The organism is Photobacterium carnosum (assembly GCF_021236965.1).
Lineage (GTDB): Bacteria > Pseudomonadota > Gammaproteobacteria > Enterobacterales > Vibrionaceae > Photobacterium > Photobacterium carnosum.
Map to the genome: position 1 here is coordinate 1 of NZ_WMDN01000038.1, position 18,806 is coordinate 18,806.

Below are 18,806 nucleotides of genomic sequence, written 5' to 3' on the forward strand. Positions count from 1 at the left end.
GTGCATCTAAAACAGACTGTAAAGTACTTATTTGCGTTATATCCGATAAGTCACCAATATGGAGCTCTAATGCTCCCATTTTGTTGAGTGCCTTATCTTCAGCACCAATTGCTAACCTAAATTCTGTTTGCCAATCAAAACGATGATCTTTGCTGTAAACACCCAGAGGACCTGAGTAACTATAAAATGGTTTATAAGTAATTCTCCCCAAACCTTTGTGTAAAAATTCAGGATTAAATATGCCTTTCCGACTTCTTAAGGCTTTAACATAACGTTTAGCAAATTCAACAGGATCTCTAATTATCAGTATATGGTCACCAAACTCTTTAAACCGCCCATCAAAAACAATCCCGTCATCCGTTTCACCTGTCGCTTTTCCATTTTCATTGTCTGCAATACACCCCATAGAAAAAATAAAGATGTTCTTAGTATTGTCATATTTAATACTGGCGACTGCTTTTTTGCCCAAATCAAACTGCTTTCCATCAATCTCAAGAATGAGTTTATTTTTTTGACTCGCTCTAGCCACACCATGAATATTCTCATGCGGATCAGCCCGAGTATCCATGCCACTACTCTCATCTTTAAGTGAAGAAAAATAATCAAGACTATTCATATAGATTAGTCCTTTTCGCATCTGCTCTAACCGCTCTTTAGAAGATACCTTAAACAGTGTCCAGATTTTTTGCGAAGGAGCAGAGTCATCAAGAAGACTACTAAACATGTTTCCACCTCAGTTTGAATGTATTAAGAGCTAACACTTTATTAATAAGCACTCTTACTTTATGAAGAGGTATGACTACAAATATTGGCAAGTATACCCAGATTTTTTATATAAAATCGTGATGATATCAACGCTTTGCTACTTAAAACTAGAAGCGATTAAGGAAAAAATCGAATTGGAATGGTGAGATTTAAATCATAACTAAAACTAATCCAAAATCACGTTAATACGATATGAATGAGCTTTTACTCTGAATGATAATGGGGCAGAAACGTGTTACGTAACTTTGGCTAATAAAGGGCTGTATTGAACAGTATCCATCTATATCTGCATCACGTGATCGCACGTTCACGCACAACAGATAGGATAAGGAAGATTTAGATAGGCTTTATCACATAAAAAATGTTCACTTCTCTCAATGGCGTTATACCTTTCTTTCTAGCGCCACACTAACAGCAAGAATCTTTTTTACTCATATTGATAAAAATAGCTGTACAAAAAACAAACAGCTGTTATTATCTGTCTCGTTCTGTTGTTCAGGACGTTATTAAATGCAACACCAAGTCACAGTTAAACTTTTAGCTACAGCAACGTTATCGTTTTGTACCTCAGTGTTTCCCTTGTTTTGGCAGTAACATTAATAATTTAACCACTTAATACATCGCCTTTTAGCGGTTAATTAATCATCTATATAAGGGACATCACATGTCTAATCAAACAACTGGTCTAGTAAAATGGTTTAACGAAGAGAAAGGTTTTGGTTTTATTACTCAAGACAACGGCGGTGCTGACGTATTCGTTCACTTCCGTGCTATCGCTTCTGAAGGTTTCAAAACTCTTGCTGAAGGCCAAAAAGTGTCTTTTGAAGTAGAGCAAGGCCAAAAAGGTCTTCAAGCTGCAAACGTTGTAGCTATCTAATTTATCCTCGCTGATAAATAATAAAAATGCTGGCTATGGCCGGCATTTTTTATGTCTGCTATTTAACCCACTCAACCCTTCTTCTCTATTGTCACAACTACGCCCTCACGTTAGCAGAGCGAATACCAATTCCATTCTAAGTCGTCATCTTTCAAAAGCACTAGATCCCCTCTCGTTCTCGCAGACATTTGCTGTAGGTAATAACGAAAGGAGGGCATTAAATGTGGTTATCAACTTATTCTGATTGATATCATGTAACATTTATTGAGCATTATTTAATAAAACATTAACTTCCCCACCATTAACAACCAGCGCAAATGATCACCATGCAGATCAAATGCTCACTTACTGAAAAGCAAAAAAGCACATCACATCGGTAATCAAACAATAAATAAAATCTAAAATGACTTTTATTGCGATCTGAATTTGATTTATTCTCATTTTAAATTGACAAAAAAGCTAAAAAAGACAATTATCAATCTATCAAATGCTCTAGCGCATTCCATATGTTCACTCGGTGAACTAATGGTTATAATGAATGTGCTTAGAGTAAGTATTAATTCTTTTGAACATGGTGGCATTTCAGGCTATAACTAATGCCATCATGACATAAGCCCTATACATAAGGTCGATCGATATGAGCACAAAATTAGAACAACTTCGCGCACTAACTACTGTTGTTGCTGACACTGGTGATATCAAAGATATCAGCAAATACCAGCCTGAAGATGCGACAACAAACCCATCATTGATCTTAAAAGCAGCACAAATTGCTGAGTACGCACCTTTAATTGACCAATCAATTGCTTATGCAAAAGCACAAAGCAATGATAAAGCACAGCAAATCAAAGATACTTGCGACATGCTTGCAGTCAACATTGGTAAAGAAATCCTAAATGTTGTTCCTGGTCGTATCTCTACTGAAGTTGATGCACGTCTTTCTTTTAACACTGAAGAAAGCGTAATTAAAGCTCGTCACCTAATCAAACTTTACAACGATGCTGGCATCAGCAACGATCGTATTTTGATCAAACTAGCGTCAACTTGGGAAGGTATCCGTGCTGCTGAAATTCTTGAAAAAGAAGGCATCAACTGTAACCTAACTCTTCTATTCTCTTTCGCTCAAGCACGTGCATGTGCTGAAGCTGGCGTATTCCTAATCTCACCATTTGTTGGTCGTATTATGGATTGGTACAAAGCGAAAGAAGGCCGTAGCTTTGAAGCACAAGAAGATCCAGGTGTTATCTCTGTGACTAGCATCTATAACTACTACAAAGAACACGGTTATAATACAGTTGTTATGGGTGCAAGCTTCCGTAGCATTGGTGAGATCCTTGAGTTAGCTGGTTGTGACCGTCTAACTATCAGCCCACAACTTCTTCAAGAACTTGAAGATGCAACAGGCGTTGTTGAACAGAAACTGCTTCCAGCAACTGAGCTTAAAGCACGTCCTGCTGCAATGACTCATGCTGAATTCCTATGGGATCACAACCAAGAAGCAATGGCTGTTGAGAAACTAGCTGAAGGTATTCGTAACTTCGCAGTAGACCAAGGTAAACTAGAGACAATGATCGCAGATCGTCTTTAATCACTAAGCACTATTTCAGAAAGCGGCTCCTAGAGCCGCTTTCTTAATTTTAAATTTACTTAATATTTTGGTGGAAACACTATGGAACATAAAATGTTAGCTAACGCGATCCGTGCTCTAAGCATGGACGGCGTACAAAAAGCAAATTCTGGTCACCCTGGCGCACCGATGGGCATGGCTGATATCGCAGAAGTTCTTTGGCGTGGTCATATGGACCATAACCCACAAGACCCTAAATGGGCTGATCGCGACCGTTTTGTATTATCAAACGGCCACGGCTCTATGCTTATGTACTCGCTACTTCACCTAACAGGTTATGACCTATCAATTGACGATCTTAAAAACTTCCGTCAACTGCATTCAAAAACACCTGGTCACCCAGAATACGGCTATGCTCCTGGCGTTGAAACAACGACTGGTCCTCTAGGCCAAGGTATTACTAACGCTGTTGGTATGGCGCTTGCTGAAAAAGCAATGGCTGCACAATTCAACCGTGAAGGTCATGATATCGTCAACCACAACACTTACGCTTTCATGGGCGACGGTTGTATGATGGAAGGTATCTCTCACGAAGCATGTTCTCTAGCGGGTACGCTAGGTCTTGGTAAGCTAGTGGCTTTCTGGGATGACAACGGTATTTCTATCGATGGCGAAGTAGAAGGTTGGTTCGCTGACGATACTGCTAAGCGTTTTGAAGCTTACAACTGGCATGTAATCCGTCACGTTGATGGCCACGATGCTGCTGCAATCAATGCTGCTATTGAAGAAGCAAAAGCTGAAACAACTAAGCCTACGTTGATCTGTTGTAAAACAATCATCGGTTTTGGTTCACCAAACAAAGCAGGTTCTCACGACTGTCACGGTGCTCCACTAGGCGCTGAAGAAATTAAAGCGGCTCGTGAATTCCTTGGTTGGAACTACGGTCCTTTTGAAATTCCAGCAGACATCTATGCTGAGTGGGATGCAAAAGAAGCAGGTAAAGCGAAGCAAGCATCTTGGAACGAGAAGTTTGCAGCATACACAGCAGCATTCCCTGAACTAGCGTCTGAGTTTACTCGTCGTATGACAGGTGCTCTACCTACTAACTGGGAAGCTGAAACAAGCAAAGTTATTGCTGATCTACAAGCAAACCCAGCTAACATTGCATCACGTAAAGCCTCTCAAAACGCACTTGAAGCATTCGGTAAACTATTACCTGAATTCATGGGCGGTTCTGCTGACCTTGCACCATCAAACCTAACTATGTGGTCTGGTTCTAAGTCAATCACACCAACTGATGCTTCAGGCAACTACATTCACTACGGCGTTCGTGAATTTGGTATGACTGCAATGATCAACGGTATGGCACTGCACGGTGGTTTCATTCCTTACGGCGCAACATTCCTAATGTTTATGGAATATGCACGTAACGCACTACGCATGGCTGCACTGATGAAAATTCAGAACATCCAAGTGTACACACACGATTCTATCGGCCTAGGCGAAGATGGTCCAACTCACCAACCTGTTGAGCAAGTATCATCACTACGTCTAACACCAAACATGAGCACATGGCGTCCATGTGACCAAGTTGAATCTGCTGTTTCTTGGAAATACGCGATTGAACGTAAAGATGGTCCAACATCTTTAATCTTCTCTCGTCAAAACCTAACTCAACAAGATCGTACAGCTGAGCAAGTTGCTAACATCGTTAAGGGTGGTTACATCCTTAAAGATTGTGCTGGTAAGCCAGAGCTAATCTTGATCGCTACTGGTTCTGAAGTGGGTATCGCAGCAGAAGCATACGCAGAGCTAACAGCCGCTGGTCGTCAAGTACGTCTAGTTTCTATGCCTGCTACTGATTTGTTTGATAAGCAAGATGCGGCTTACCGTGAAAGCGTATTACCAGCAGATGTTACTGCTCGTATCGCTATCGAAGCGGGTATTGCTGACTTCTGGTTCAAATATGTAGGCCTTAACGGTCGCATCATCGGTATGACAACATTTGGTGAATCAGCGCCTGCTGAAGAGCTATTCAAAATGTTCGGCTTTACTGTTGAAAACATCGTTAACAATGCTAAAGAACTACTAGCATAAGTGCTTATTTATAACGTGTGATTAATCGCACTTATATAATAAATCTAAAAATGGTCTAACAAATGTTAGGCCATTTTTTTATCTCTTTTTATAAAGTACACCTAGTTTCATAATAAGCTCTCATACCCATCCAATTAATTAAGTGGTCATCTTTCAAAGTAGTAGATTCCCTATCACTCTCGCGGATATTCACTATTAGAAAGGGAAAAAATGGACATTAAATTAGGCCAGAAACTGATTATGATTAGTATAAACACTCAAAAATCAGCCCTACAGCCACTTCTTGAGCATTGAATATTTAGGATCGGTGCTTTATCGCTATAATCTTGTATATTTGACCATGATGATTAATGCTACTTTTTTTACTCATTTGATTTATTATTCATTAACATTTCAATAACTGTACTTATCGCCTATATATGCCCTTTGGTTTTAAAATCAATTCATCATAATAAATAACTATCAATACGCGCTAATACTATTAAAAAACAAATAACGCCTTTATATCTGCTTAAATAAATAATTATTATTAATAGCTATGTTTCCATTTTTACATACTGAAATAATAATTAAACGGTATATTCAATTAAATTATTACATGATATTTTTTCTTCCTATACCTATTTAAAATATTCATCAATTATCAAAAATAGAATGTTTGATTATAAAAAAGTATATTGTTCAAAGTTAAAATAGGCGTAGATTAAATCCTATAGACAGACACCAACTTATTATTAACGCTGTTTATTAAAGGATTAAGATATGAGTCACAATAACCAAGAACATCAAGGTTCACAAAAAGGTCATCAACATACAGCTGAAGCTGAGCATGAGAAGATGGAACATCGTTACGGTGAAGATGTAGAACACAAGCATGACCGTGACCATCATGAAGTACGTGACCATGAAAAAAGCCATCCACACACTCAACATGGTGGTGATCCAGTAGGTCATAAACACCCAGAACAAACACATGGCGATCGCCACGAACATGACGAACACCGTCATCACAAAGCTAAAGAGCATGATCATAAAGAATCATCTCGCGAGCATCACAAGACTTCAACTAAATAATTAATTATTTACGTTACGTTTTTATTAGTTATATTTTAAAAGCCGATTTAATAGTGGTAATAATTTTATTATCCATTTAAATCGGCTTTTATTCGTTTATTTTAATAACAATATTATTTTATATTTTATTTATTTAATAAGTACGGCGATATAAAATCAAAAACCTCTTGCTCACACAAACCAACACTTACTTCAATTCCTGCTTGTTTTAAAACATCAATTCCTTTGCCACTATTTCGTGGATCAGGATCAAGGGTTGCAACCACAACTCGCTTAATCCCCTTTTCAACTAAAGTATGCGCACAAGATGGTGTTCGCCCAACAAACGAGCAGGGTTCTAAAGTGACATAAGCCGTCACTTCATTTAACGGTAAATCATAATTGGCTAATGCCATTGCTTCTGCATGATGACAACCAGGGGGTTGTGTAAAACCTTCACTAACAATTTCCCCATCTTTCACCAATACACAACCCACAGGTGGATTAGGACGACAAGCAGGCAGTGCTTGATGCGATAATATTAATGCGCGTTGCATAAATCCAATTTCTTGCGCTAGATCTGTCATAACACCTTCACTTTTATAATCACAGAACGGCTATTCTATACTGAAATAAAACCTAAACGTTATGTTGAAGCCATGAATGATAAATGAATTAACAACTCAGTCTCAATTCAGGTGCTGTAGGATTAAATACCCTCACTGAATAACATGAGGTTTTTCATGAAACGATTAATAATAACTTTAGCTTTGTCGCTGTCACTGCATTCATTATCGGCATTAGCATCAATACCAACCACGACAAAACTGAATCCGTTAACAACACAACAGATGATTGAATATATCGATCATACTCATCAATTAACGGCAACAGAAAAAATTCAAATGGATGTGGTTCGATCAATTAATCAAAATAACTATTTACAGATAAATTCCCACAAAGATCCGCATTTAGAACAGCGAGAAGTCACACTCATCCCGAAGAAAAAACACACGAGTGCTTACTACACGAAGGCAACACCTAACCTTAATAATTAAGATAATAAAACGTTATCTTGTTCTATAAATATGATATTCGTCCAGCTTAATATTGCATCGTCTAGCTGGACGAAGCTGTGTTTTCTACGTTATTGAGATGAAAAATACACTATAATCATCATTTTTATACCTTACAGCTGTAATTACTGAAAATTTAAGTAAAAAAATAGCCTCTACAGTATTAATTCATTTAAGGTTCAGAAAGGCTATGTTTTTATACCTACTCGCCAAATAAACCAAGTGCAACGCACTCATTAAAAATAAAAGAACTGACGAGCATTATGTCTACGTTTAAAACGACAGTACTAACTAATTTTATAAACTACCGCCTTATTAGCCTTTTTGGGCTCTCAATCATCACGACTGCTGCCGTATTATCAATTAACACTACATCTTCAATACACCATAAAGAAATACAACTGCCTTTACTTACTACTCCTCAAGTTGTATTAAAAACGCTGACACCTGCAGCCGTTATCAAAGATATTGTATTACCGCCTACTTATTCATACAAAGTTAAAAAAGGTGATACGCTCAGCGAGATATTTTCACAATTAAACTTACCGCAAGCCGATGTGAAAAACATTATGGCGGCAGATTTAAATAGCTTACAAATTGATAACTTACGTCCAAATGATATTTTACGATTTTGGGTAACGGACAGTAACCATCGATTAAATAAACTCCAACTGCAATTTAATGTCGCGCATATGATTGATTATACGCGTGAGAAAAATAACGATTTTACGGTTAAAGAAGTCACCTTACCGGGTATATGGCGTGAAAAAGTTATTAGTGGTGAAATTCGTGGTAGTTTTAGCTCATCAGCAAAAAGAGCAGGGCTAAGTTACACGGATATTCATGAGATTATGGCTATTTTTAAAGACAAATTGAATTTTGATCGTGATCTACAGGCTGGCGACCGATTTGAAATTGTTAGCAAAGCAAAATATGTCAATAATCAAGCAAGTGGTGATACAGAACTTCAAGCGGTACGCTTATATACCAAAAAAAACCAATATTCTGCTTATTTAAGTGCTGATGGCAATTTTTATGACCAAAATGGTGAAAGCTTGCAGCCGGCATTTTTACGCTACCCAACAGCAAAGCGGTTCCGTATTAGCTCACAGTTTAATCCTTATCGCCGTCACCCAGTCACTAGACGTATTCAACCACATAATGGGGTTGATTTTGCCGCACCAGTAGGCACACATGTATTAGCAACAGGCGATGGTGTAGTTACTCGTGTAACCAATCACCCCTATGCTGGCCGTTATGTTGTTATTAAACACAGTGCCAATTACAGTACCCGTTATCTGCATAATAGCCGTATCTTGGTCAAAGTTGGTCAACGTGTAAAACGTGGTCAAGAAATTGCGTTATCAGGCCGTACTGGGCGCGTTACTGGTCCCCACATTCACTACGAATTATTAGTACGTGGAAAACCAGTAAACCCGTTGACAGCTAAAATCCCATTAGCATCATCCGTATCACATCAACAAAAAAAAGCCTTTGAACTTGATGTCACACAATATAATCACTTAATGCGACAACCGTTATCCTCTAAAGAAAATAATATTTAAGTGATTATCAACGAACTGAAATATTCGTAATTATCCCCATAAAGGCATTACTGACTAACGGTAATGCCTTTATTAAACAGTATAACAACGACTAATATTCACATTTGATACGCCTTGATACATTTGTGTTACTTAAAAACTAATTAAACGTGATATTGTTCCTGTTTTAAAATGGACTTAATGATTATTCTCAAGATGTTATAACGTAATATTAATGCGAAAACATTAATCAATCGTCATCTTCTAATCACCCATATACAGGACGTATCTATGGCCACAAAAAATACTCCATTTGAATTTGCAGATTTACTGGTTGAACCGGGAAATCATGCCAACTGTGAACTAGAGATAGCTCGCCTTTATACGCATTCACCACTGTCCGTATCCGTTGATATTCTGCATGGAAAACACCCAGGCCCCGTATTACTGATCAATGCAGCCATCCATGGTGATGAGCTCAATGGTATTGAAGTCGTCCGTCAAGTTATTGAAAAAATAGATTTATCAAAACTTCACGGTACGATTATTGCGGTGCCGGTGGTTAATGTTTTCGGTTTTATACATAAATCCCGTTACTTACCTGATCGTCGTGATTTAAACCGTTGTTTCCCTGGTTCAGAGCGCGGATCAATCGCGGGTCGTATGGCATATCACTATTTTAATCAGGTAGTACGGCGTGCAACGCATGTGGTTGATTTACACACTGCCGCTATTTATCGTACTAACTTGCCCCAAATTCGCGCTAACCTTGATAATCCGCAAGCAAAAGCAATGGCAATGGCCTTTGGCTCTCCTGTCGTAGTTGATGCAAGCTTACGAGAAGGTTCACTGCGTGCTGCCGCTGAAGAATTTAATATTCCCGTGATCACCTTTGAAGCAGGTGAAGCGCTTCGACTTGATGCCCATGCGGTAGGCTCTGGTGTGCAAGGGGTATTAAAAGTGATGCAACATTTAGAGATGGTACGCACGAGTCGTAGTAAAAAAGTGATTGAACCAATGGTGCCAAAGGCGACACGTTGGGTACGTGCTGATTCTGATGGCTTACTACGTTCGCATGTGGCATTAGGTGAAAAAGTCGATAAAAACCAAATTATTGCAACTATCAGTGATCCTTCTGGCAGTAATCAAGTAACAGTGATTGCACCACAAGGTGGCATTGTTATTGGTCAACAAACCTTACCGCTAGTCAACGAAGGTGATGCTATTTTTCATATCGCGTTCTTTGAAGAGCCTGATGGCTTAGTAGAAGAGCAAGTTGAGTCTTATCTTTACGATGCCATTGAAGAGCTTGATGATGATTTAAAATGGGGCATGACCAGTTAAATCGGCGTTATCAATATCATTAAATATTAAAAAAAAACCACAAAAAAAGAGAAGTATTTGGCTTCTCTTTTTTATTATAGAAAATAAATAAATAACTTAATTAACAATAAGCTATACAACCACCACTTAATTTATTGAACTGCACTAATGTTTGATAACTCTCTCACTTTAACATTTATAATATATATACAATGATCAGTATTATTCATATTGGTTATGGTTATTTATGGCTTTTATTGCCCACCATCGTGACACAGATCTACAAGTCCAAACCGTTGCTCAACATTTATCCGAAACGGGTGAGCTTTGTCGTTTTTTTGCCAAAAAACTCAACTTAGAACAAACTGGATTAATATTAGGTTTACTTCACGATTTTGGTAAATATAGCCAAGCCTTTCAAAACTACATTCAATCTGCTCAAGGGTTAATTGATCCTGACGATGTCTGCTTTGTGGATGCTAAAGCTAATAAAGGGAAAATTGATCACGCGACCGCAGGTGCACAATATCTTTATGAAGCGCTTAAAAATTATGGTGCTCTTGGTCAAGGTGAGCTATGCGGTCAACTATTAGCCTTATGTATTGCATCACATCATAGTGGATTAATTGATGTTCTCGCGGCTGATTTTAATAAAGGTAATGTCTTTGACACTCGTATTCAAAAACCAGAAGATAAAGCACATTTACAAGAATGCCGTAATAATGCCGATCCAGAAATAATAAATCGACTAAATGAATTATTAAAACCCACAGACGGTGCACCTGAGTTATTAAAAGAATTACTTCAAAAAATATTCCCTTTACTCGGCTCTTCTCATGAAACAGCAAATACAACTATTAACAGTTTTAATGTTGGCTTTCTCACACGTTTCCTTTTTAGCTGTTTAATTGATGCCGACCGCTTAAATAGCGCTGAATTTAGTGAACCGCGCCGTTTACAAGAACGCCTATCAAGATCCGTAATGCCTGATTGGAATATTGCAATCACACGCTTAGAAAATAAATTGACTACATTCAGTATCAGAAATCCGATTGATACCATTCGTCGAAATATATCATTAGATTGCCTAAAAAAAGCACAAGAAAAACAAGGTATTTATAGTCTAACTGTTCCTACTGGCGGCGGTAAAACGTATGCCAGCCTACGCTATGCCTTACACCATGCGAAACAACATCAATGTGAACATGTTTTTTATATTATTCCGTTTACATCAATCATTGAACAAAATGCACAGGTCATTCGGGAAGCTATCGAACACCCAGATGATATTCATCCATGGGTACTAGAACACCATTCTAGTATTGAACCAGAATATCAAACTTGGCAAAGTAAAATCTGTGCTGAAAACTGGGACACACCAATTGTTATTACAACCATGGTACAGTTTTTAGAAGCATTATTTTCAGGCGGAACAAAAAGTGTAAGACGGTTACATCAACTCGCTAATAGCGTCCTTATTTTTGATGAAATCCAAACACTACCAATTAACTGTACCCATTTATTTTGTAATGCATTGAATTTCCTAGTCGAACAAGCAAATTCAACAGCGCTATTATGTACCGCAACTCAACCATTACTTAATCAATTAGACAATAATGAAAAGGGTCAATTAACGTTAACAGGCGAATTAGTCTCTAATGTCAGCACTCTATTTGATGATTTAAAACGGGTTCATATCGAGAATTGTTGTAAACCATCGGGTTGGTCATTAAATGAAATTACTGATCTTGCTATCAAACAATTTGAACTCACTGGTAGCTGCTTAACCATTGTTAATACTAAGCAATGGGCACAAAATTTATACCTATCTTGCCAGAATAAAATTGATACCGATGCCCTATTTCACCTTAGTACTAATCAATGCCCTGCGCACCGTAAAGTTATCTTAGCCAAAATTCGTCAGCGCCTTGAAAATAATCAACCCGTGATGTGCTTTAGTACCCAACTGATTGAGGCGGGTGTCGATATTGATTTCGCCAGTGTTATCCGCTTTTTAGCTGGGCTTGACTCCATTGCTCAAGCCGCAGGTCGCTGTAACCGTAATGGTAAACAAGCGACAGCAACGGTTTTTGTTGTTAACCCTGATAATGAAAACACCAACATGCTGACTGATATCGATAAAGGCAAAACGATTACCGAGCGTATCATGAGTGAAGGATTTGATGACTTACTCGATCCCGCAGCAATGGCGCGATATTTTTATTATTACTTCTTTGAGCGTAGTGATGATATGGATTATCCATGCAAAGATAGTCAGAAAAACACCACCTCGTTATTGGCATTATTATCAAATAATAAATCACACCCTTGCTCATTAAATGATGAAAGAGGCAAGCAACATAAGCTCCCCCATTTAGAACAATCATTTATGGAAGCAGGTAATATTTTCAAGGCTATTGATGCTCCTACTCAAGCCATTATTGTTGATTACCAATCATCAGATGAACATGATGATGATCAACTCACCGCAGCAGACACCATCGCGGCATTATGCAGTAAAGATAAACTGTTTGATGCCGAATTATACTTTCAAGCCTTAAAACAAGCCCAAAAATACAGTGTAAATGTTTTCCCTAATGTGTTGGAAAAATTACTTAAGACTCAAGCTATTTATGAAACTCAATCCGGCTCCGGTATTTATTGTCTTTATGAACAATATTACGACGACGCCTTTGGCCTGAGTACTGAGGTAGTAACTACATCTCACTTTTATAGCTGCTAACAACGGAGATCACTACGTGAATTCAACACCTAAAAATAGCATCAGTTTTCGAGTCTGGGGGCGTTATGCTCTATTTACTGATCCCGTGACCAAAATTGGTGGCGAAAAATGCAGTTACCATGTTCCAACCTATGAAGCACTCAAAGGCATTCTAAAATCCATTTACTGGAAGCCAACCTTGATATGGGTAATTGATCGAGTGCGGATCATCAATCCTATTCGTACCCAAACTAAAGGTACTAAACCGTTGGTTTGGGGAGGCGGTAATACTCTCGCCATTTATACCTTTTTGCATGAAGTGGAATATCAAGTTGAAGCCCACTTTGAATGGAATACCCATCGGCCGGAACTTAAACAAGACCGTATTGATGGCAAACATTTTGCTATTGCCAAACGTTCACTTGAAAAAGGCGGTCGCCAAGATATTTCTCTTGGGACAAGAGATTGCCAAGCCTATGTCGAACCCTGTGAATTTGGCTCTGGTAGCAGTATTTATGACAATATTGATGAACTGAGCTTTGGCTTAATGTTCCACAGTTTTGGCTACCCTGATGAAACAGGCAAAGATGCATTAGACAGTCGCTTCTGGTTCCCAACCATGCGCTATGGAGTAATTGAATTTGATCATCCTGAACGGTTTGATAATTCTAATCCACAACTGATCACTCGTCATGTTAGACCCATGACAGCCAAAGAGTTCGAACTAGATATTAACCAGTTACCTGTCGAAAAACAGGAGGTTGAACAATGAGTTGGTTAGGGAAATTATATAAAACTTATGAGGCGGTACAACAACTTGACTTAGCTCAGTCAGAGCAAATCATGCCAATTTGTCATACCCCTCAAAATGCCCATATACATATTACATTAAATCAGAATGGGGCATTTATTCGCGCTGAGGTTTTAGAAAAAACTCAAATTGTACTGCCAGCCACAGAAAAATCAGCCAGTCGTAGCAGTGGTGAAGCACCACATCCTTTAGCTGATAAACTGCAATATGTGGCGAAAGATTATGCCAATTATGGTGGCAAGAAGAAGCCTTATTTTAATAGCTATGAAGCGCAACTGAAAGAATGGACTAACTCACCACACTCACACCCTAAAGCTACAGCGGTTTATCAATATATTAGCAAAGGGACTGTCATTGCTGATTTAATCAAACATGGTATTTGTCATATTAATGACAACAATACATTACTTACATCATGGGATAACTCAGATCAGCCGATACCCTTACTTTTAAAAGTGTTACCCAAAGATAAAGGTGAACTAGAACAAGGGAGTGCTTTAGTTTGTTGGAGTGTTGAAATTGCAGGTGATCAATGTCCTCAGACATGGAAAGACAGCAGTCTACAACAGGCATGGATTGACTTTGATATTAACAATAGTGGTGAATCTGCACTGTGTTATGTCACTGGCAACAATATAGCAGCAGCGGTCAACCACCCTGCAAAAATTCGTCATACAGGCGATAAAGCGAAGCTTATATCTTCAAATGATAAAGATGGCTACACCTATCGCGGACGATTTTTTGACAGCCAGCAAGCTGCAACCGTGGGTTTTGAAGTCACCCAAAAAGCCCACAATACTTTGCGTTGGCTTATCGGTCGCCAAGGATATCGCAATGGCGATCAAGTCATTATTGCATGGGCGGTGAATCAGCCAAACATTCCTCAACCACTAGAAAGCCTTGATGATCCTGAAGCCCTATTTAGTGACAATTGGGGCAATGTTGATAATTTAACACTTAATACGGAGTCTGCATCAACCCCCATAGAGCCAACACTGGATCACAGCAAAGATTTAGGTCAACGCTTTGGTCATTTATTCAGTGAAAAGCTAAAAGGCAAGTTTTCTGGTGCACCCTTGGCACTCACCGATTCTATCGTCGTCATGGCTCTGGATTCTGCAACCCCGGGTCGAATGGGGGTGACTTATTATCGTGATTTTCAACCTACTGAATATTTATCAAACCTTGAAGCTTGGCATCTAGACTGTGCTTGGTGGCAACGGGCGAGTAAAGAGAAACAACAAGCAGGGAAACCGAAATGGTATCGCAGTGCACCGAGTAACTGGGCAATATTAGAAGCTGTTTATGGCGATATAATCAAGAGCAATGAAGCACTTAAGAAAAACCTTTCAGAACGCTTACTGTCATCTATTATCGATAAACAATCTATTCCCCTCGATATTATGCGCAGAGCAACACATAGAGCGACACAACGCCACAGCTTCAAATTAGATCAACAGTGGCAATGGGAACAAAACCTCGGTGTCGCCTGTGCACTATACCGCGGCTACGTAATTAGAACATTAGGGAGACACTACGCTATGGCGTTAGAAACCAATAATACTTCACGTGATTATCTTTATGGCCGTCTACTCGCCGTAGCAGAAAATATCGAGCAATTCTCGTTAGATAAATCAGGTGAAAAGCGATTAACCAATGCAGGAAGATTAATGCAGCGTTTTGCTGATCGTCCATTTAGCACATGGAAAACGATTGAATTATCACTATTACCTTATATTCAGCGATTACAAAATACCCACGGTGGGTTTATCACCACCAGAAAGCAATTACTCGATCAGATCCATAGCTTATTTAACAGCGATAGTTTTAATTCAGATAAAGCACTCTCGGCTGAATTCTTATTAGGGTTCCACAGTCAACGCCTTGAATTAATGACAAAGAAAACCACTACAGAATCTGAATTAGACCTAATTAATTAAGGAAAACTACAATGTCACTTAACCATAAAATTGATTTTGCAATTATTTTCACTGTTAACCATGCCAACCCTAATGGTGATCCTTTAAATGGAAATCGTCCTCGTCAAGATTACCAGGGCTTTGGTGAAGTCACCGATGTTTGCCTTAAACGTAAACTACGCGATCGTTTACAAGAAGCAGAGCAGACCATTTTTGTACAGTCGGATGAGAAAAAAACTGACGGCATGCCTAGCCTACGTACCCGTGCTGAATCACCTGAGTTTGGTGTAGGAAAAGAGGTATTTAATACCAAAAAAACCACCATTGCTGACGCAACTAAAATCGTCTGTGCTAAGTGGTTTGATGTGCGTGCCTTTGGCCAAGTTTTCGCTTACTCAAAATCCACCGGAAGTGAAGGTATTTCATTACCCATTCGAGGACCTGTAACCATTCAATCTGCCTTTAGTCTTGAGCCAATCAGTATTGAAAGTACTCAAATTACTAAAAGTGTTAGTGGTGAAGGTGATGGTTCTAAAAAATCTTCCGATACCATGGGCATGAAACACCGTGTAGATAAAGCTACTTATGTCAGCTTTGGCGCGATGACCCCACAGCTTGCAACAAAAACAGGCTTTAGCGACGATGACGCAGAAATAATAAAAACTATTTTGCCACGTTTATTTGAAGGTGATGCCTCATCGGCACGACCAGAAGGCTCTATGGTGATAGAAAAAATTATTTGGTGGCAGCATAACTGTAAATCAGGTCAATATTCATCAGCCAAAGTACATCAGACCCTACGTCATCACTTACAACAAGGCTTACCACTAGACAACTCAGCCCTTAATGACAGTTTAATTAACACATTAGCAGATCTAACCCCTGAAATTATAGAAGGGTTCTAACTATGGATGAGCGCCTGATCCCTCTTTCAGCATTACAGCACTATGTATTTTGCCCGCGGCAATGTTCGCTGATCCATAGCGAACAGGTCTGGGCTGATAACTATTTAACCGCTCAAGGTAATCAATTACATGAAAGAGTCGATCATGGCGCTCCTGAAACGCGAAAAAATATCCGTTTTGAACGTGGTATTAACGTTGCTGCGCCACAGTTAGGAATTACAGGGAAGCTTGATTTACTTGAATTTCACATCAAAGATCACATTTATATTCCCGTCGAATATAAGCGAGGTCGACCCAAAAAAGATGACAGTGATCGCGTCCAATTATGCGCTCAAGCACTCTGTATCGAAGAAATGACTAACCAAGAAGTTACCATGGGTTCGCTATGGTATTGGCAAACACGTAAACGGGTTGATATTGAGATTAATGAGCCATTACGACAGACAACACTCAATATTGTTCAAGAAGTTAAGCAGCTTTTTAAGCGAGGAGTAACACCAAAACCAGTATTAACAAAAGCGTGTGATGCATGTTCATTAAATAATTTATGTTTCCCTACGTTATTTAGCCAAGATAAATCGACTAAATATCTAAAGGAACTTTACTGCATGGATAGCGATGAATGAAAAAATTACAAAATTGTCTTTATATAAATAGAGACGGTGCTTACCTTCATAAAGAACGTGAAACACTGATTATTGATATAAAAATAGAAGGTAAGAAACAAAAGCTAATGCAATTACCCATTCATTCAATTGGCCATATTTTTTGTTTTGGTAACATTATGGTCTCACCTCAAGTAATGGGTTTTTGTGGCGAAAATGGCACTGGTTTGGCTTTTTTTAATCAATATGGACGTTTTCAAGCACGCATCGTTGGTAAACAATCAGGTAATGTTTTATTACGCAGAGCGCAATATAACATTATGGAGAAACAAGCTGCTGTTCTAGCCAGAGATATTGTTGCCGCTAAAATACGTAGCTCTCGAGCAGTGTTACAACGGCATGCTCGTAATCATAGCAATACCGTCGAAATACAAAAATCAATAGACCGACATCGTCAAATCATCGAAGAATTGCCAGCACATACTGATATTGAAAAAATACGAGGATTAGAAGGCGAAGCCGCAAGTCATTATTTTAAAGTATTTGATCAATTAATCACTAATTCATCAAATGATATTCGCTTTGATCGTCGGAATCGTCGTCCACCGAAAGATCCTATCAATGCCATGCTGTCATTTTTATATGCGGTTCAAGGCAACGAAATAAGTAGTGCATTACAAGGCGTCGGTTTAGATCCTCAAGTTGGATTTTTACATGCTGAACGCCCGGGGCGAGATAGCTTAGCACAAGATCTTCTTGAAGAATTTCGAGCCTTTTTTATTGACCGTTTAGTACTTACACTTATCAATCGAAAACAAGTATCCATGAAAAATTTTGAAACAGATACTTTAGGTGGTGTCAGTATAAAAGAAGATACGCGTAAAGCTATTCTTCAGGCTTACCAACAAAAGAAACAAGAAGAAATTCATCATCCTTTTTTAAACGAAAAAATCGCCATTGGATTACTTCCTCATATACAGGCTATGCTACTAGCAAGGTACATTCGTGGAGATATTGAACATTATCCACCATTTTATCAACGTTAATTGAGAAATCTAACTATGATGGTATTAGTAACCTATGACGTCTGTTTAAGTGATTCATCGGGCAGACGTAGACTACGACAAATTGCCAAACTCTGTTTAGATTATGGTGTAAGAGTCCAATACTCAGTATTTGAGTGTGATATTGCACCAGACCAATGGGTTAAATTTAAATCTAAATTACTCTCCTTGTATGAATCTGAAGTTGATAGCTTACGCTTCTATCAATTAGGGAAAAATTGGCGTCACCGTGTTGAACATCATGGTGCTAAAGTCGCTGTCGATATCTATCAAGATAACCTCATTATCTAATTCGCTAACCTCATGCTCTCATAAAATTCCTGTCAGGTTAGCTCCACTTTAATTCATTGATGATAAAGTTCTTTTACAATTTAGGATCTACTATTCAAAAATACATATCATTTTTAAATATGATTAGCGCAAAACACCTATTTAACATAGGCTACATCAGCCTTACCCAAAATGTGGCCCCCAAGGC

16 protein-coding genes are annotated in these 18,806 nt (G+C 38.6%); 14 read left to right on the forward strand and 2 right to left on the reverse strand.

All coding sequences use genetic code 11. The features are described 5' to 3' along the window. The coding region (locus tag GLP24_RS18975) for a hypothetical protein (protein WP_232616407.1) at positions 1–724 on the reverse strand (724 nt) is incomplete at its 3' end. 705 nt (positions 725–1,429) lie between these two features. Between GLP24_RS18975 and cspE the strand changes: the two genes are divergently transcribed. The 4 genes from cspE (at position 1,430) to GLP24_RS18995 (ending at position 6,380) form a co-directional block, all read left to right on the forward strand. Next, positions 1,430–1,642 carry a transcription antiterminator/RNA stability regulator CspE gene (gene cspE / locus GLP24_RS18980; protein WP_045028318.1) on the forward strand — a complete coding sequence of 71 codons (213 nt, stop codon included), beginning with the start codon at positions 1,430–1,432 and terminating at the stop codon, positions 1,640–1,642. 637 nt (positions 1,643–2,279) lie between these two features. After that, positions 2,280–3,230 (forward strand): transaldolase, encoded by a 951-nt coding sequence (tal, locus tag GLP24_RS18985; RefSeq protein ID WP_101769729.1) that lies wholly within the window; start codon positions 2,280–2,282, stop codon positions 3,228–3,230. A gap of 81 nt (positions 3,231–3,311) precedes the next feature. Next, positions 3,312–5,306 carry a transketolase gene (gene tkt, locus GLP24_RS18990; RefSeq protein WP_221943129.1) on the forward strand — a complete coding sequence of 665 codons (1,995 nt, stop codon included), beginning with the start codon at positions 3,312–3,314 and terminating at the stop codon, positions 5,304–5,306. A gap of 762 nt (positions 5,307–6,068) precedes the next feature. Continuing rightward, positions 6,069–6,380, forward strand: a complete 312-nt coding sequence (locus tag GLP24_RS18995) for a cation diffusion facilitator family transporter (RefSeq protein ID WP_101769731.1) — start codon at positions 6,069–6,071, stop codon at positions 6,378–6,380. Between the two features lie 125 nt (positions 6,381–6,505). Here GLP24_RS18995 and GLP24_RS19000 read toward each other — a convergent pair whose 3' ends face one another. Next, positions 6,506–6,946 (reverse strand): bifunctional diaminohydroxyphosphoribosylaminopyrimidine deaminase/5-amino-6-(5-phosphoribosylamino)uracil reductase RibD, encoded by a 441-nt coding sequence (locus tag GLP24_RS19000; RefSeq protein WP_101769732.1) that lies wholly within the window; start codon positions 6,944–6,946, stop codon positions 6,506–6,508. Positions 6,947–7,102: 156 nt separating this feature from the next. Between GLP24_RS19000 and GLP24_RS19005 the strand changes: the two genes are divergently transcribed. The 10 genes from GLP24_RS19005 (at position 7,103) to cas2 (ending at position 18,619) form a co-directional block, all read left to right on the forward strand. Continuing rightward, positions 7,103–7,417: a hypothetical protein gene (locus tag GLP24_RS19005; protein WP_101769733.1), complete on the forward strand. Its 315-nt coding sequence runs from the start codon at positions 7,103–7,105 to the stop codon at positions 7,415–7,417. A gap of 281 nt (positions 7,418–7,698) precedes the next feature. Further along, on the forward strand, positions 7,699–9,000 hold the full coding sequence (locus GLP24_RS19010; protein ID WP_232577066.1) for a peptidoglycan DD-metalloendopeptidase family protein: 1,302 nt from the start codon (positions 7,699–7,701) through the stop codon (positions 8,998–9,000). Positions 9,001–9,270: 270 nt separating this feature from the next. Further along, complete coding sequence (locus tag GLP24_RS19015) at positions 9,271–10,323, forward strand: succinylglutamate desuccinylase/aspartoacylase family protein (RefSeq protein WP_101769735.1); 1,053 nt, start codon at positions 9,271–9,273, stop codon at positions 10,321–10,323. Positions 10,324–10,549: 226 nt separating this feature from the next. After that, positions 10,550–13,045: a CRISPR-associated helicase Cas3' gene (gene cas3, locus GLP24_RS19020; RefSeq protein WP_232577064.1), complete on the forward strand. Its 2,496-nt coding sequence runs from the start codon at positions 10,550–10,552 to the stop codon at positions 13,043–13,045. A 16-nt stretch (positions 13,046–13,061) separates the two neighbouring features. Further along, a complete protein-coding gene (gene cas5c / locus GLP24_RS19025; protein WP_232578672.1) occupies positions 13,062–13,796 on the forward strand; it encodes a type I-C CRISPR-associated protein Cas5c in 735 nt (244 codons plus the stop codon). Then, entirely contained in the window at positions 13,793–15,775 is a 1,983-nt protein-coding gene (gene cas8c, locus GLP24_RS19030; protein ID WP_232616408.1) for a type I-C CRISPR-associated protein Cas8c/Csd1, read from the forward strand. Before cas5c ends, cas8c begins: the two co-directional genes overlap by 4 nt. An 11-nt stretch (positions 15,776–15,786) precedes the next feature. Next, entirely contained in the window at positions 15,787–16,659 is an 873-nt protein-coding gene (gene cas7c / locus GLP24_RS19035; RefSeq protein ID WP_232577061.1) for a type I-C CRISPR-associated protein Cas7/Csd2, read from the forward strand. Between the two features lie 2 nt (positions 16,660–16,661). Next, a complete protein-coding gene (gene cas4, locus GLP24_RS19040; RefSeq protein WP_221943112.1) occupies positions 16,662–17,285 on the forward strand; it encodes a CRISPR-associated protein Cas4 in 624 nt (207 codons plus the stop codon). Continuing rightward, the gene (gene cas1c / locus GLP24_RS19045) at positions 17,282–18,310 is read left to right on the forward strand and encodes a type I-C CRISPR-associated endonuclease Cas1c (RefSeq protein ID WP_232616409.1); all 1,029 of its coding nucleotides are present in this window, start codon (positions 17,282–17,284) and stop codon (positions 18,308–18,310) included. The genes cas4 and cas1c overlap by 4 nt, the downstream gene beginning before the upstream one ends. 15 nt (positions 18,311–18,325) lie before the next feature. Next, on the forward strand, positions 18,326–18,619 hold the full coding sequence (gene cas2 / locus GLP24_RS19050; RefSeq protein ID WP_221943110.1) for a CRISPR-associated endonuclease Cas2: 294 nt from the start codon (positions 18,326–18,328) through the stop codon (positions 18,617–18,619). The last annotated feature ends 187 nt before the right edge of the window (positions 18,620–18,806 follow it).

What these genes read in the sequence shown, in the direction of transcription:
- GLP24_RS19005 (WP_101769733.1), top strand. Translation starts at nt 7,103, where the DNA reads ATGAAACGATTAATAATAACTTTAGCTTTGTCGCTGTCACTGCATTCA.
- GLP24_RS19010 (WP_232577066.1), top strand. Translation starts at nt 7,699, where the DNA reads ATGTCTACGTTTAAAACGACAGTACTAACTAATTTTATAAACTACCGC.
- GLP24_RS19000 (WP_101769732.1), bottom strand. Translation starts at nt 6,946, where the DNA reads ATGACAGATCTAGCGCAAGAAATTGGATTTATGCAACGCGCATTAATA.
- cas3 (WP_232577064.1), top strand. Translation starts at nt 10,550, where the DNA reads ATGGCTTTTATTGCCCACCATCGTGACACAGATCTACAAGTCCAAACC.
- cspE (WP_045028318.1), top strand. Translation starts at nt 1,430, where the DNA reads ATGTCTAATCAAACAACTGGTCTAGTAAAATGGTTTAACGAAGAGAAA.
- cas4 (WP_221943112.1), top strand. Translation starts at nt 16,662, where the DNA reads ATGGATGAGCGCCTGATCCCTCTTTCAGCATTACAGCACTATGTATTT.
- tkt (WP_221943129.1), top strand. Translation starts at nt 3,312, where the DNA reads ATGGAACATAAAATGTTAGCTAACGCGATCCGTGCTCTAAGCATGGAC.
- tal (WP_101769729.1), top strand. Translation starts at nt 2,280, where the DNA reads ATGAGCACAAAATTAGAACAACTTCGCGCACTAACTACTGTTGTTGCT.
- GLP24_RS19015 (WP_101769735.1), top strand. Translation starts at nt 9,271, where the DNA reads ATGGCCACAAAAAATACTCCATTTGAATTTGCAGATTTACTGGTTGAA.
- cas2 (WP_221943110.1), top strand. Translation starts at nt 18,326, where the DNA reads ATGATGGTATTAGTAACCTATGACGTCTGTTTAAGTGATTCATCGGGC.
- cas8c (WP_232616408.1), top strand. Translation starts at nt 13,793, where the DNA reads ATGAGTTGGTTAGGGAAATTATATAAAACTTATGAGGCGGTACAACAA.
- GLP24_RS18995 (WP_101769731.1), top strand. Translation starts at nt 6,069, where the DNA reads ATGAGTCACAATAACCAAGAACATCAAGGTTCACAAAAAGGTCATCAA.
- cas1c (WP_232616409.1), top strand. Translation starts at nt 17,282, where the DNA reads ATGAAAAAATTACAAAATTGTCTTTATATAAATAGAGACGGTGCTTAC.
- cas7c (WP_232577061.1), top strand. Translation starts at nt 15,787, where the DNA reads ATGTCACTTAACCATAAAATTGATTTTGCAATTATTTTCACTGTTAAC.